At 68.9% G+C, this 14053-nt stretch carries 10 protein-coding genes; 1 reads left to right on the forward strand and 9 read right to left on the reverse strand.

What is annotated here, in order from left to right:
* Nucleotides 1-8 precede the first annotated feature (8 nt).
* The 6 genes from LG3211_RS11270 to LG3211_RS11295 form a co-directional block, all read right to left on the reverse strand.
* Complete coding sequence (locus LG3211_RS11270; protein ID WP_057942930.1) at nucleotides 9-2771, reverse strand: nitrate reductase; 2763 nt, start codon at nucleotides 2769-2771, stop codon at nucleotides 9-11.
* A complete protein-coding gene (nirD, locus tag LG3211_RS11275) occupies nucleotides 2771-3103 on the reverse strand; it encodes a nitrite reductase small subunit NirD (RefSeq protein ID WP_057945420.1) in 333 nt (110 codons plus the stop codon). Before nirD ends, LG3211_RS11270 begins: the two co-directional genes overlap by 1 nt.
* 14 nt (nucleotides 3104-3117) lie before the next feature.
* A complete protein-coding gene (gene nirB / locus LG3211_RS11280; protein WP_237049893.1) occupies nucleotides 3118-5538 on the reverse strand; it encodes a nitrite reductase large subunit NirB in 2421 nt (806 codons plus the stop codon).
* A gap of 62 nt (nucleotides 5539-5600) precedes the next feature.
* Nucleotides 5601-6770: a nitrate/nitrite transporter gene (locus tag LG3211_RS11285; protein ID WP_187313191.1), complete on the reverse strand. Its 1170-nt coding sequence runs from the start codon at nucleotides 6768-6770 to the stop codon at nucleotides 5601-5603.
* A gap of 425 nt (nucleotides 6771-7195) precedes the next feature.
* Nucleotides 7196-8269, reverse strand: a complete 1074-nt coding sequence (locus LG3211_RS11290; RefSeq protein WP_057945421.1) for a CmpA/NrtA family ABC transporter substrate-binding protein — start codon at nucleotides 8267-8269, stop codon at nucleotides 7196-7198.
* Between the two features lie 20 nt (nucleotides 8270-8289).
* Complete coding sequence (locus LG3211_RS11295; protein ID WP_057942933.1) at nucleotides 8290-8865, reverse strand: ANTAR domain-containing response regulator; 576 nt, start codon at nucleotides 8863-8865, stop codon at nucleotides 8290-8292.
* Between the two features lie 91 nt (nucleotides 8866-8956).
* Here LG3211_RS11295 and LG3211_RS11300 point away from each other — a divergent pair, with 91 nt between their 5' ends.
* Nucleotides 8957-9961 (forward strand): NAD(P)-dependent oxidoreductase, encoded by a 1005-nt coding sequence (locus tag LG3211_RS11300; protein WP_057942934.1) that lies wholly within the window; start codon nucleotides 8957-8959, stop codon nucleotides 9959-9961.
* 84 nt (nucleotides 9962-10045) lie between these two features.
* On the opposite strand, the gene LG3211_RS27055 is transcribed toward LG3211_RS11300, so the two are convergent.
* The 3 genes from LG3211_RS27055 to LG3211_RS11315 all read right to left on the reverse strand — a co-directional run bounded on the left by LG3211_RS27055 (nucleotide 10046) and on the right by LG3211_RS11315 (nucleotide 13685).
* Nucleotides 10046-11662 carry an MltA domain-containing protein gene (locus LG3211_RS27055; RefSeq protein ID WP_057942935.1) on the reverse strand — a complete coding sequence of 539 codons (1617 nt, stop codon included), beginning with the start codon at nucleotides 11660-11662 and terminating at the stop codon, nucleotides 10046-10048.
* Nucleotides 11663-11753: 91 nt separating this feature from the next.
* Nucleotides 11754-12314 (reverse strand): OmpA family protein, encoded by a 561-nt coding sequence (locus tag LG3211_RS11310; protein ID WP_222837606.1) that lies wholly within the window; start codon nucleotides 12312-12314, stop codon nucleotides 11754-11756.
* Nucleotides 12315-12440: 126 nt separating this feature from the next.
* Complete coding sequence (locus LG3211_RS11315; RefSeq protein ID WP_057942936.1) at nucleotides 12441-13685, reverse strand: sensor histidine kinase; 1245 nt, start codon at nucleotides 13683-13685, stop codon at nucleotides 12441-12443.
* Nucleotides 13686-14053 lie beyond the last annotated feature (368 nt).

Raw genomic sequence — 14053 nt, forward strand, 5'->3', positions numbered from 1 at the left:
CGATGACCTCATGCGCGTTGCGGTTGCCGGCACAGTTGCGCCAGTTGCGGAAGACACGAGCCGCAGACGGTGCCGCAGCCCAGGCGCTGCTGGAGTTCGCGCACGCCGGCGCCTTGCGCCACCTGTTCGCGGATAGCGGTTTCGCCGACCTGCATGCAGTTGCATACCAACGCGTCGCGCAGGCCGTGGCCGGACTGCGCGAACACGGCCAGCCCGGAGCCACGCCAGGCACGGCCGGACAATGCACGTTCCAGCAAGGCTTCCTCGATGCGGTGAGGCTGCGTGTCGCTCAGCAGAACGCCGTCGATATGGCGCTCGCCGGCTTCCGCGCGCCATATCACGCGCTTGAGCAAGCCGCGCCGCGCGTCGCGATATTCCACGCTGTCGGCGCCCGGCGACAACGTGAGCGCCTGGGTTACCGCATCCAGCCAGGCGTCGGGCGGCGCCTGCGCGTGCGCGGCCCGCAACGTCAGCCAGGCGATGTCGTCGCCGGCGCCGGGCTCGGCCGCGAAACTGAGCTCGGCGAACGCGCATTCCTTCAACAGCGGCTGCACCGCGGCCTGCAGACTCAACACCTCTCCGCGTCGCGCCGCCAATAGATGCCAGCCGAATTCGGCTTTTTCCACGCGCACCGCGGCATGCTTCAGCTCCGGCTGCTGCGAGCGCGCGTCCACCGCCGGCTGGGTCAGTTCGTTGATGCCGCCGCTGGACAGGAACTGGCCGCTCCAGTGCATGGCGGCGAATACCGTGCCGGAGGCGAGTTCGTCCGACAACTGCAGCGCGAGCACCAGTTCGCCGCGCTTGCCGGTCACGCGGACCAGCTCGCCTTCGGCCAGCCCGCGCCGCGCCGCGTCCTGCGGATGCATGCGCAGGCCCGGTCTGGGGCTGTGCGCGAACAGGCCGGGTACGCGGCCGGTGCGCGACATTCCGTGCCACTGATCGCGCAGTCGGCCGGTCAGCAGGCGCAGCGGATAGTGCGCCGAAATCGCTTCGGCGACGGGCCGGTACGGCGTCGGGTGAAAGCGTGCGCGGCCGTCGGCGGTGGCGAAGACGCCATCGGTGTAGCGGCGCGCTTGCCCCTGCACGGCGTTCGCCGGGAACGGCCACTGCTGCGGCCCGTCGGTTTCCAGTCTCGCGTAATCCAGGCCGCCGATGTCGAGGTCGCGACCGACGGTCAGGCGCCGGTGTTCGTCGAAGATCGCCGCGGTGGAGTCGAACGCGAACAGCGGCGCCGCGCCCGGCGGCGCCAGGCGCGCTTCGAGACGACGCGCGACTTCATTGGCTATCCACCAATCGGGCTTGGCTTCGCCCGGCGCGGCCACCGCGGCGCGCACCCGCGAGATGCGGCGCTCGGAATTGGTCACCGTGCCTTCTTTCTCGCCCCAGGTGGCGGCGGGCAATAGCACGTCGGCATAAGGCACGGTGTCGGTATTGCCGAACGCTTCCTGCACGATCACCAGTTCGGCGCGCTGCAGGGCTTCGCGCACATGGCCGATGTCGGGCATCGAATGCACCGGGTTGGTGCAGGCGATCCAGACGGCCTTGACCTTGCCGCTGCGCAGCGCATCGAACAGCGCGACCGCCGGCAGCCCGGGCTTGGCCGACAAGGTGTGAGCGGGCAGTCCCCACAAACGCTCGACCTGCGCGCGATCCTCCGCGACTTCGATGTCGCGATGCGCGGCGAGCATGGTCGCCATGCCGCCGACTTCGCGTCCGCCCATCGCGTTGGGCTGCCCGGTCAGCGAGAACGGGCCGGTGCCGGGCCTGCCGATCTGTCCGGTCGCCAGATGCAGGTGGATCAGCGCCAGGTTCTTGTCGGTGCCGTGCACGGACTGGTTCAAACCCATGCAATACAGCGACAGCGTCGCCGGGCTGCGGCCGAACCACTCCGCCGCCTGGATCAGATCGGCGACCTCGATGCCGCACAATTCCGCGGCCATGCGCGGCGTGTATTCGCGCAGCAGCGATTTGAGTTCGCCGAATCCGCTGGTGTGGCCGGCGATGAAGGCCGGGTCGATCAGGTCTTCCCACAGCAGGTGATGCAGCATGCCGTTGAACAGGGCCACGTCGGTGCCCGGCTGGATCGCCAGATGCAGGTCGGCCATCGCCGCGGTGTCGGTGCGGCGCGGATCGATCACGATCCAGCGCACCTGCGGATCGTCGCGGCGGGCGTCTTCCAGTCGGCGCAGCAGCACCGGATGCGCATAGGCCATGTTGCTGCCGGCGAACAGCACGGTCTTCGCCAGTTCCAGGTCTTCGTAGCAGGTGGGCGGGCCGTCCGCGCCGAAGGCCAGCTTGTAGGCGGCGACCGCGCTCGACATGCACAGGCGCGAATTGGTGTCGATGTTGTTGGTGCCGAGCAATCCCTTGGCGAGCTTGTTGAAGACGTAGTAGTCCTCGGTCAGCAGTTGCCCGGACAGATAGAAGGCCACCGCGTCCGGGCCATGCTGATGGACGATGTCGGCGAGGCGATCGGCGACGGTGTCCAGCGCCACCGCCCAGTCGACACGGCGGCGCGATTGCTGACGATGCGCGCGCAGTTCCGGCGCCAGCAGCCGGCCCTGCGTGCTGTGCGCGGTTTGCGCCAGCGTGCGGCCTTTGGTGCACAGACGGCCGTGGTTGGCCGGATGCGCCGGGTCGCCTTCGACGCCGACGATGCGGCTGCCGGCCGCATCGCGCTCGGCGTCGATCAGCACGCCGCAGCCCACGCCGCAGTAACAGCACGTGGAGCGGGTGCGCGTGCGCAGCAGGGGGGCGGCAGAACCGTCCATCAGCCGTCGCCTTCGAGCGCGAGCCAGACATCGCCGTGTTCCACGCGCACCTGGAACCGGTGCGCGCAGCCCACGTCCGGCGCCTGCGCCTGGCCGCTGCCCAGGGCGATGTTCCAGCCGTGCAGCGGACAGGTCACGGTGTCGCCGGCGACGATGCCTTGCGACAGGGCGCCGCCCTTGTGCGGGCAACGGTCGCGCAGCGCGAATACGCGATCCTCGCCGGTGCGGAACAGCGCGATGTCGTCGGCGCCGTCGCGCTTGAGCACGCGCGCGCCAAGCGCGGGGATGTCGTCGAGACCGCACACGCGCAGCCAGGTGAGAGAGTGTTCCATGACGGCGTCCATGCTCAGTTCTCCTGCCCGGCCAGCTGGGCGGGCATGCGCAGCGGCTCGTACTCGCGCGGCCGGCGGTCCTCGCGCACGCGCGCCTCCCACGGGTCGATCAATCCGTCCAGCGCGTACAGCAGGCGTTCGTACAGCGACTTGCGATCGGCGGCGTCGTCGACCACGCGCCGGCGGATGTAGTCCAGGCCGACGCGTTCGATGTAGTGCACGGTGCGATCCAGGTAATACGCTTCCTCGCGATACAACTGCAGGAAGGCGCCGGTGTATTCGCGCACCTGATCGGCGGTCTTGACCTTGGTCAGGAACTTGGCGACCTCGGTCTTGATGCCGCCGTTGCCGCCGACATGGATCTCCCAGCCGGACTCGACCGCGATGATGCCCACGTCCTTGATGCCGGACTCGGCGCAGTTGCGCGGACAGCCGGAGACGGCCAGCTTGACCTTGTGCGGACTCCACATGTTGGCGAGCATGGTTTCCAGGTCGATGCCCATCTGCGTGCTGTTCTGCGTGCCGAAGCGGCAGAACTCGCTGCCGACGCAGGTCTTCACCGTGCGGATCGACTTGCCGTAGGCGTGGCCGGACTTCATGCCCAGATCGCGCCAGACATCGAGCAGATCTTCTTTCTTCACCCCGAGCAGGTCGATGCGCTGGCCGCCGGTGATCTTGAGCATCGGCACGGCGTACTTGTCCGCCACGTGGGCGATACGCCGCAGTTCGTCGGCATTGGTCACGCCGCCCTTGATCTGCGGTATCACCGAGAAGGTGCCGTCCTTTTGGATGTTGGCGTGAGCGCGCTCGTTGATGAAGCGCGACTGCGGATCGTCCGCGGCCTCGCGCGGCCAGGTCGAGATCAGGTAGTAGTTGATCGCCGGGCGGCAGGTCGCGCAGCCGTTGGGGGTGCGCCACTGCATGAACTCGTAGGCCTGGCGGTGCGAGAGCAGGCGGTGTTCGGCGATCGCCTTGCGCACCTCGGCGTGGGTATGCGAGGTGCAGCCGCACACGGCCTTGGTCTTGGGCGTTTCCTGGAAGTTCGAGCCCAGGCAGTTCATCAGGATCTGCTCGACCAGCCCGGTGCACGAGCCGCAGGAACTGGAGGCCTTGGTGTGCTTCTTCACCTCGTCGATGGTGAACAGCCCCTGCTCGTTGATCGCCTTGACGATCGCACCCTTGCGCACGCCGTTGCAGCCGCATACTTCGTCGGCGTCGGCCATCGTCACCGCTCGGTTCTGTCCGGCGGTGCCGGAGTCGCCGATGGCTTTCTCGCCGAACATCAGCCGATCGCGCAGGCCGTCGATGCGGCCGCCGTCCTTGAGCAGCTTGAAGTACCAGCCGCCGTCGCCGGTATCGCCGTAGAGGCAGGCGCCGACCAGCTTGTCGTCCTTGATCACCAGTTTCTTGTAGACGCCGCCGGCCGGGTCGGACAGTACGATCTCCTCGCTGCCGTCGCCGCCCATGAAATCGCCGGCGGAAAACAGATCGATGCCGGTCACCTTGAGCTTGGTCGAGGAGACCGAGCCGGCGTAGATGCCGATGCCGTAGTGGGCCAGATGATTGGCGCAGACCTTGGCCTGCTCGAACAGCGGCGCGACCAGTCCATAAGTGATGCCGCGATGCGAGGCGCATTCGCCGACCGCGTAGACGCGCGGGTCGAAGGTCTGCAGCGAGTCGTTGACCATGACGCCGCGGTTGCAATAGATGCCGGCCGTCTGCGCCAGTTGCGCGTTGGGACGGATGCCGATCGCCATGACCACCAGATCGGCGGGCGCTTCGCTGCCGTCGGAGAACCTCACCGCGCGCACCTCGCCGTGGTCGTCGCCAAGCAGTTCCGTGGTCGAAGTGCCCAGGCGGAACTTCAGGCCGCGCTCGCGCAGCGAGTTTTCCAGCAGCCGCCCGGCGACGGGGTCGAGCTGGCGTTCCAGCAGCCAGCCGGCCAGATGCACCACGGTCACGTCCATGCCGCGCTGTTTCAGGCCGTTGGCCGCCTCCAGTCCGAGCAGGCCGCCGCCGATCACCACCGCGTGTTTTTTCACCTTGGCCGCTTCGATCATGGCGCGGGTGTCGTGGATGTTGCGGTAGCTGATGACGCCGCGCAGGTCCTTGCCCGGGATCGGCAGCACGATCGGCAATGAGCCGGTCGCCAGCAGCAGACGGTCGTATTGCGCCTGCGTGCCGTCGGCGGCGATGACGCGCCGGTGCACGCGGTCGATCCGCTCCACTTCCTTGCCCAGATGCAGCTCGATGCCGTGCTCGGCGTACCAGGCCATGGGGTTGAGCACTATTTCGTCGAAATTCTGCTCGCCGGCCAGCACCGGCGAGAGCAGGATGCGGTTGTAGTTCGGATAGGGCTCGGCGCCGAACACGGTGATGTCGTACATGTCCGGAACCAGCTTCAGCAACTCCTCCAGCGTGCGCATGCCCGCCATGCCGTTGCCGATCACCACGAGTCTGGGCTTCTTCATCGCTGTGTCTCCGTCATCGACCGCACTCAAACACGCGCGGCGCTGAGCGCCGCCCACTGGTGGCGCCACTGCTTGCTCACGTTCGACAGCAGGCCCCAGGCGAGCAGCGCGCAGCCGGCGAACGCCCACAAGCCCAGCGCGTAACTGCCGGTGTGTTGCTTGAGCACGCCCAGGCCGGCGGCGAGCAGGAAACCGCCGATGCCGCCGGCCATGCCGATCAGTCCGGTCATCAAGCCGATGTCGGCGCCGAAGCGTTGCGGCACCAGTTGGAACACCGCGCCGTTGCCGGCGCCCAGGCAGAGCAGGGTGGCGACGAACAAGGTCACCGTTATCGCCGCGCCGCCGACGCCCTGTCCGGCGGCGGCGACCAGCACCGCCACCGACAGATAGACCGCGAGCAGGGTGCGCGTGCCGCCGATGCGATCGGCGATCACGCCGCCCAGTGGCCGCATCGCCGAACCGGCCAGCACGCATGCGGCGGTCGCCCAGCCCGCGATCTTGGGATCGAAGCCGAACTGATCGTGGAAATAGCCGGGCAAGGCGCTGGCGAAACCGGCGAAGCCGCCGAAGGTGATCGAGTAGAAGAACATGAACCACCACGAATCGCGGTTGCCTATCAGCACACGGCCGTAGTCGCTGAAGCGCTTGCGTTCGATTTCTACCGGCGCATCCCTGGCGCAGGCGAAAAACACGATCATCACCAGCGCCAGCGGCAGGCAGGCCAGGCCGAAAACCGCTTCGTAGCCGAACGCCGCGGCCAGCACCGGTGCGAACAGCGCGGCCAGCACCGTGCCCGAGTTGCCGGCGCCGGCGATGCCGAGCGCGGTGCCCTGGTGTTCGGGCGGATACCAGCGCGAGGCCAGCGGCAGCGCCACCGAGAACGAGGCGCCGGCGATACCGAGCAACGCGCCCAGCAACAGCACCTGGGCGAAGGAATGCACGCCGAGCCCCCACGCCGCCAGCAGGGTGAGCATGACCGCGGCCTGCGCGAGCAGCCCGGTGCGCTTGGCGCCGATGGCGTCGGCCAGCATGCCCAGGAACAACCGCAATATCGCGCCGCACAGGATCGGCACGGCCACCATCAGCGCGCGTTGCTGCGTGTCCAGGTGCAGGGCCTGTGCGATCTGCACCTGCAGCGGGCCGAGCAGATACCACACCATGAAGCTCAGATCGAAATACAGAAACGCCGACAACAGCGTGGGCGCATGTCCGGCCTGCCAGAAGGATCGATTCACCTGCGCGATCTCCGAATGGAACGCCGCCCGATGCCGGTGTGCCGGCAGGGATGCGATGAGGAGGGGAGGGAAAACGAAAAACGGCGCCCTCCGGTCCTGTTCGAACCGGGTAGACGCCGTTGTCTTGGCTGGACGGACCGCCGTTGGTCCGCCTGCCGGAGTCGCTCATCGCAGGTGCACGTGTGCACCCATCAAAGGGCTAAGCAATCATCGTGCCAAGCCGGTGCAGCGATTTCGTGCGGATGGAATCGTCCATCGATTCAAACGTTTATGCGCGGACTCGATGCGCCGATGGCCGTGCGGATGTTCGCGAAATCCGAAGGGCGCACCAAACGAGCGCGTGCACGCTTCATTTTGGTGCGCGCAGTGTGTGGCGATGCGAGCGATCAGGACGTCTCGTCGAACAGCCGGTGCGCGCGGCTGTCGCCATCGGGAACCGGCACGCCGATCCGCTGCGCCGCCTGGCGATAGCTGTCGATGCGATGCACGCGGCCGATCAATGCCGCATCCTCGCCGTCGAGCGCCGGCGGCAGCCATCCCCAGCGGCGGAACTGCGCCAGGAACCACAGTCCATCGGACAGCCAGGGGAAATTCGCCTGTCCGTCGGCATGGAAACGCAGCTGCGTTTGTCCGTCGCCGTCGGCGGGCAGCAGGCAGGCTTCGATGTCGCGCGCGGGCAGGGCGATCACCTGCGAGTCCGCCAGCCATCGCGCCGCTTCGCGCCGATGCCGCATATCGGCATCGAGCCAGCGACACGCGTCCAGCACGGTCGCGGTCAGCGCGATCGCCGCGTCGGGTTGCAGCGCGGCGAATTCGCGGCGGCAGGCCAGGACTTTTTCCGGATGCCCCGGCCAGATCGTCCCGCTGCGAATCACCCGCCGGCCCACGCCCGCGAGCTCGGCCTGCATCGACCAGGGCTCGCCGGCGCAGTAACCGTCCAGTTCGCCTCGCGCCAGGGCCTCGGGCATCTGCGTCGGCGGCAGGGTCAGGATGCGGATCTCGCGCATCGGATCGATGCCCTGCGCCGCCAGCCAGTAGTACAGCCACATGGCGTGGGTGCCGGTGGGGAAGGTCTGCGCGAACACCGCCGGCCGCCGCAACGAGGCGAGCGCATCGCGCAGCGATAGGCCTTGTTCGAGCGATCGCGCCAGTTGCGAGGACAGCGTGATCGCCTGGCCGTTCTGGTTGAGCGTCGAGAGGATCGCCAGTTCGCCCTTCGGCCCGCCGATGCCGGTTTCCACGCCGTAGACCAGGCCGGCGAGGGCGTGCGCGGCGTCGAGTTCGCCCGACAGCAGCCGGTCGCGCACCGCCGCCCACGAGGCCTGACGCTGCAACTGCAGGCGCAGGCCGTAACGGCGATCCAGGCCGAGGCGAACGGCGGCCACCAGCGGCGCGCAGTCGACCAAAGGCAGGTAGCCCAGGCGCAACGGACGGTCTGATGCGGCGGCGGGTGCGGTCATCTCGGCCTCATTCGTGCGGGTCATCCCAGTAAATCGGCCATCGCGATGATCTGGCGGGCGACGTCCACCAGCTTCGTCCCGTTCTTCATGGCCTGTTGGCGCAGCGCGGCGTAAGCGTCGGCTTCGGCCATGCCGCGTTTTTCCATCAGCAGGCCCTTGGCGCGATCGATGAGCTTGCGGTCGAGCAATTGCTGCTGCACCTCGTCGAGGCGGCGGCGGATGTGCGACTGATGCTCGAAGCGGGCCAGCGCGACCTGGATGATCGGCGCCAACCGCGCCGGCGACAGGCCGTCCACGACATAGGCGGTGACGCCCGCGCCGACCGCGGCGCGGATCAACTGCTCGTTGCCGTCGGCCGAGAACATCACCACCGGCCGCGGCGCGTGCTCGTGCATCAGGGCCAGTTGCTCCAGCGTGTCGCGCGAAGGCGAGTCGATGTCGAGAATGACCACGTCGGGCTGTTGCGACTCCACCGCCTTGAGCAGGGCGCCGATCGCGACGACTTCCTCCAGCACTTCATGGCCGGCGCCGAGCAACGCGTCGCGCAGCTCGCCGATCGGCTTTTCGGTGTCGTTGACCAACAAGATGCGAGGCATACCGGTCGAAGCCCCTGGGTGTGTTGACGCGCCGTCAACCTCATGTTGCCATGCAACATAACAGGCCGCGAGCCCCCTTGGAGGAATCCGCATGACGCTCTTTCCGCTGCTCGCCGACCTTTCCGGCCGCCCCGTGCTGGTGGTGGGCGGCGGGGAAGTGGCCGTGCGCAAGATCGAGGCGCTGCTACGCGCGGGTGCGCGAGTGCGCGTGCACGCGAGGGCGCTCGATCCGGTGCTGCAAGGCTGGCTGGAACAAGGCCGGCTGACCCGCCTGGACGGCGAGTTCGACCCGGCCTGGCTCGACGGCGTCTGGCTGCTGGTGGCCGCCACCGACGACCATGCCTTCAATGCGCGCCTGGCCGAACAGGCGCACGCGCGCGGGCTGTGGGCCAACGTCGTCGACGACGCGCAGCTGTCCAGCGTGCAGATCCCGGCCGTGGTCGACCGCGCGCCCCTGCAGGTGGCGATCTCTTCCGGCGGCGCCGCGCCGATGCTGGCCCGGCGCATCCGCGAACGGCTGGAAATCGAGCTCGATCATTCCCTCGGCGACTTCGCGACCTTGTTCGCGAGGCATCGCGATGCCATCCGCAAACGGTTCCCGGCCTTGCCGCAGCGCAGGCGCTGGTTCGACCGGGTCATCGACGGGCCGGTGTCGGTGCTGTTGCGCAACGGCCGGCACGAGGACGCCGAACGCGCCTTCCGCGACGCCCTGGAAAGCGATCGCGACGACGACAACGCCGGCAGCGTCGCCCTGGTCGGTGCCGGCGACGGCGATCCCGGCTCGCTGACGCTGAAAGCCTTGCGCGTGTTGAACCAGGCGGACGTGCTGGTCTGCGACCCGGCGCTGCCCGCCGCGGTGATCGATATGGCGCGACGCGACGCGACCCGGCTGACCGCGCCGCAAGACCGCGAGGCACTGGTGGAGTTGCTGGTCCGTCACGCCGGCAATGCAATGCGCGTGGCGTACATCAAAGCCGGCGATGCGTTTCGTATGGCGCCCGACAGCGCTCTGCGCGCGGTACTTGAGCGGCGCAATGTGGTTTGCGAAGTGATAGCGGGAGTTTGCGACGGTCCGGCTCGCGCGCCCGGAGCGTGACCGCGCATCGCGGGTGCGCCCGCCGATCCGGCGAAGCCGGGCAAAGACGCTTTCCGCCGCCTGGACGACGCGCCCGCCCGCGACTCAATCCTCGACGCACAAGTCCGGATCGTCGATCACGCAGTCGGGCAGTCGCGCTGAATTACGCAGCGATCGCAGCGTGGGTCCCGCGTTCCGCGCCGCGCTGACGACCTGGGTCTTCGGCAGCAGCAACCACATCTGCGCCACTTCGTTGGTTGCCAGCGCGAGCCGCCCGGCGCTGTCGCCGAAGCCCCAGAACAGGTCGCCGCGCACGCTGCCGCGGATCGCGCCGCCGGTGTCCTGCGCGAACATCAGCCGCCGCAGGGGACCGCTGCCGGCCGGTTCCTTGGTCGAAATGAAGACGGGGGACCCCAGCGGCGTGGAGCGCGGGTCCACCGCCAGCGAACGTCCGGCCGTCAACGGTACGCCGAGCGCGCCGATGGGGCCTTCGGGGCCGTCGCCGCTGCTGCGGAAGAAGACGTAGCTGGGGTCCGGAATATTGGTCAACGCGGGCGCGCCGGTCGCCGACACCGGAAGCGTGGGGCGCGCGCTCGCCGGCTTGGCCGACGCGGACGCGACGCTGGACGGATTCGCGCGGGGCGCGGCCGTTGCGCCGCCTTTGAGCGCGGCGATCAGCGCGGCGACATCGGCGCTGTTGCTGGTGGCCTTGGGTTTGACGCGCACCGCCGAGCCTGGGTTCGCCGACGGCCGCGCGGAGGATGCGGTACCCGGTTTTCCGCTGCCCTGGAACAACGCGATCAGGCGCGCGACTTCGTTGTTCACCGGAGCCGATACGGCGGGATCGACGCGCGATCCGCCGGTACTGCCGCCGACGCTGAGCCCTCGAATCTTGATCGCGGTCAGGACAGTGGACGTGTCGATGCCGCGGGTGATGTTGGGCAGGAACGGATGGCCGTTCTGTTCGGCATACGAGACGCGGATCAGCGTGCCGTCCTCGACCCGGATCTTGCCCGAGCCCTGGATCTGCATCGAGTACAGCCGGTCGGCCGCGGCCACCCAGGCCAGTACCGGCGCCTGCAGCGAGCGCAGCTCGATGTCCTGGCGCGACCAATACGGTTTGATCTGATCGCCGTCGACGCGCACGCGCATGCGCTTGTCGCGGATACCGGCCGAGAAATCGTCCAGCGCCAGCGTGTATTCGCGCGCGCCGGCGCTGCCGGGGGACGCCGGCACCAGACGTTGCCCTTGCGTGCGCAGCCATTGCCTGGCGCCGCCGGCGCGCGTGGCGGCGTCCAGCAGCAACAGGTCTTGCGGCACGCCGTACACCGGGAAGCGGAAGGTTTCGTCGCGACTGCGCCGGCCTTCCAGCAACGGTTCGAAATAGCCGGTGATGAGCCCGTCGGGCTGACGCGCCGGAGACATCATCCGGTAGACGTGGAAGTTGCTTTCGAAGAACGCGCGCAATGCCGCGTCGCTGCCGGCGTCCACGCGGTCGAACGCCGCGCAGACCGTGCTCCATCCCTGTTTGCGCCGCAGCGCATCGCAGCTCTCGCGCATGCCGTTCGCGCTTTCGTGCAGGGCGTCGTTGTCCCAACCCGGCACGTCGGCGAAACGCACCGGCTCGAACGCCGCGTGGCGGGTGGCGAAGGGCTGGCCCAGGACGGCCGCGGGCGCGGGCTCCTGCGCCATGACGTACTGGCCGGCCTGCGCGGTTAGCAACGCCCCGGCCAGCGCCGCGGATGCGCCGGCACGGCGAACGAAAACGCGGAGGGAAGGGGAGCGATCCATGAGGAGGTGCCTCGGGTCTGTATCAGCCGCTGGCCTGCACTTCCACGCGGCGGTTCTCCGCGGCGTAGGGATCGTCGCCGTTGAGCAACTGGCTCTTGCCGCGGCCTGCGGTTTCGAGCCGGTCCGCCGGCACGCCGTCGCGGATCAGCGAGCGCTTGACCGAGGCCGCGCGCCGCTCGGACAGGCGCTGGTTGTACTGCGCAGAGCCCTTGCCGTCGGTGTGCCCGATGATCAGGAAACGGCGCGAGGCCAGTTCCGGCGATTGCATCGCTTGCGCCAGGTTCGCCATCGTCGTCTGCGAACTGGCCGACACCGCGTCGGAGTTGAAATCGAACTGGATCTGCATCGAGATCGACGCGGTTCTCGGCGGCTGCGTCGCCGCGGTCGCGGTGACCGCCGCGCCCGGACGCAAGGCGCGCGTGCCGGTGGCGGGCGTGGCGTCCTTGCCGCTGCCCAGGTTCTTGATGATGTCGTCCACCGCCGGCGGTTTTTCGCCGTAGTGGGTCTGCGCCACGGCGAACGCCGCGCCCAGCGACAGCGCCGATGCCAGGGCGATGCGTGCGAATACGAGCTTGCGATTCATGACTTTCTCCGGTGTCGACGCCGTCCCAATGGCGGGTACGGCCTTACGCGAAAAGTCTGGACATCGCCGGCGCACAATTCGATATCTCATTCGGCCTATTCCCTGTGGCGCGGCCGTCATGTCGCTTCAGCGACTTCGATCGATGTCGCCGCGCGAGGTGGGGGCGGTGCGCATCGGGGCGGGCTCGACGTTCCTCGTTCCCGAATGCGCATCGCCCCCGTGACCGGTATCGGACACCGTGCTCAGGCGCGAGGGCGGTGGTTGCCCGCGCCGCGCCTCCGATTCGAGCAGGGCGAGCGAGAGCAGGGTGGCGTCGTCGGGCGGCGGCGAGGCCGGGCGCGCGCGCGGGAAATCGATGGCGATGGTGTTGCCCCTGCGCTGTCCGCGGCGAATGCCGACGCCGACTTCGAGCAGTTCCGCGATTCGCGCGCCGACGGCCAGGCCCAGCGCGGTATCGCGTTCGCCGATGGCCTGTGCGTGGCGCGACAGCGCGTCGAGGACCGGGGCATCGGCGGCGATATCCAGACGGTCGCCATCGTCGCGGATCTGCAGCGCCACGCGCCCGGCTACAGGCCGCGCCGCGACCAGCACGCGGTGGCGCGCGCGATGAATGGCGCTGCCGACCAGGACATGCACAAGTCGCTCGGCCAGCAGGACATCGCCGCGCAGACACAGATCGCCGCTGCGCCAATGCACCTCCACGCCCACGCCGCGCGCTTCGCGCACGAGCAGGCCGCGCAAGCTGTCGAACAGCTGCGCTACCGGCAGATCTATCGCTCGCACCGGCACTTCGTGGCGCAGCAGCCGCGAGATCTGTTCGACTTCCTCGATCATGCCGGCCAGATCGCGGACGCTGGCTTCCAGGCCGTGCAATGCATCGCGTTGCGCCGGCAGCGCGCCGTGATTGAGGCTTCCGGCGAACAGGCTCAGCGCGTGCAGGGATTGCCGCATTCGATCGCCGGCGATGGCCAGCATGTCGCCGGAGGGGATCGTGTCCGCCACGGGCGGTGATTGCACGGGCGCCGAGGGATCGCGCGCGGGCCGGAGCCGGCAGGAGACATCGTAGCCACCGAACAGCAATAGCAGCACGACGATCACCTGCGCGCCTTGCCGCCAGATGCGCGCCTCGCCCGCATCCGTGCCGTCGGCGCGCGCAAGCCGCGGCGCGCCCTCGACGGCGTGCGGCGAGGCGGCTTGTGCGTGCGACGGACGCGGGCCCTGGCCGTCGGCAGGCGTTGCGTCCAGTGCCGCCACGCGCACCACGCTGACGGCGCACACCACCAGGACCAACGCGCCCGCCAGCGCCCAGGCCCTGGCGCGCGGCGAACGCAGCCATCGCGGCCACGAGCTCAGCCGCCGCTGCGCCGGCATGCGGTGCGCGGCATCCTTGCGCGGCTTTTGTTCGTTAAAGAGGGGAGGAACTGCACTGCGGACCTCCTGGCGATCGCGTTCGTCGCGGCGGCGCGCCCCGCGCCGTCGTTGCCGTTATTGGACGCGAACGGCGGCGATGCTTCGATATCTCGTGCGTGCTAGAGCGAGTTGCGTATCCGCATCGCGACATCGTCCGGCGGCGCGTTCGCGGAACGATCGCCCCGTGGCCGGCAGCGCACGACCGCTTGCGGCGCATGGCGCGCCGCGGGAACGCGCCGGAAGAGCCATATTCGGGCATGCGCCGCGGCGGGGAGCCCGCGCTTGCTCGACCTGGCCGGCACGCGGCGCATTCAGCCGGATGGCTATGG

This window comes from Lysobacter gummosus, assembly GCF_001442805.1.
GTDB classification, from domain to species: Bacteria; Pseudomonadota; Gammaproteobacteria; order Xanthomonadales; family Xanthomonadaceae; genus Lysobacter; species Lysobacter gummosus.

What these genes read in the sequence shown, in the direction of transcription:
- LG3211_RS11270 (WP_057942930.1), bottom strand. Translation starts at nt 2,771, where the DNA reads ATGGACGGTTCTGCCGCCCCCCTGCTGCGCACGCGCACCCGCTCCACG.
- nirD (WP_057945420.1), bottom strand. Translation starts at nt 3,103, where the DNA reads ATGGAACACTCTCTCACCTGGCTGCGCGTGTGCGGTCTCGACGACATC.
- nirB (WP_237049893.1), bottom strand. Translation starts at nt 5,538, where the DNA reads ATGGCGGGCATGCGCACGCTGGAGGAGTTGCTGAAGCTGGTTCCGGAC.
- LG3211_RS11290 (WP_057945421.1), bottom strand. Translation starts at nt 8,269, where the DNA reads ATGACCGCACCCGCCGCCGCATCAGACCGTCCGTTGCGCCTGGGCTAC.
- LG3211_RS11295 (WP_057942933.1), bottom strand. Translation starts at nt 8,865, where the DNA reads ATGCCTCGCATCTTGTTGGTCAACGACACCGAAAAGCCGATCGGCGAG.
- LG3211_RS11300 (WP_057942934.1), top strand. Translation starts at nt 8,957, where the DNA reads ATGACGCTCTTTCCGCTGCTCGCCGACCTTTCCGGCCGCCCCGTGCTG.
- LG3211_RS11310 (WP_222837606.1), bottom strand. Translation starts at nt 12,314, where the DNA reads ATGAATCGCAAGCTCGTATTCGCACGCATCGCCCTGGCATCGGCGCTG.
- LG3211_RS11315 (WP_057942936.1), bottom strand. Translation starts at nt 13,685, where the DNA reads ATGCCGGCGCAGCGGCGGCTGAGCTCGTGGCCGCGATGGCTGCGTTCG.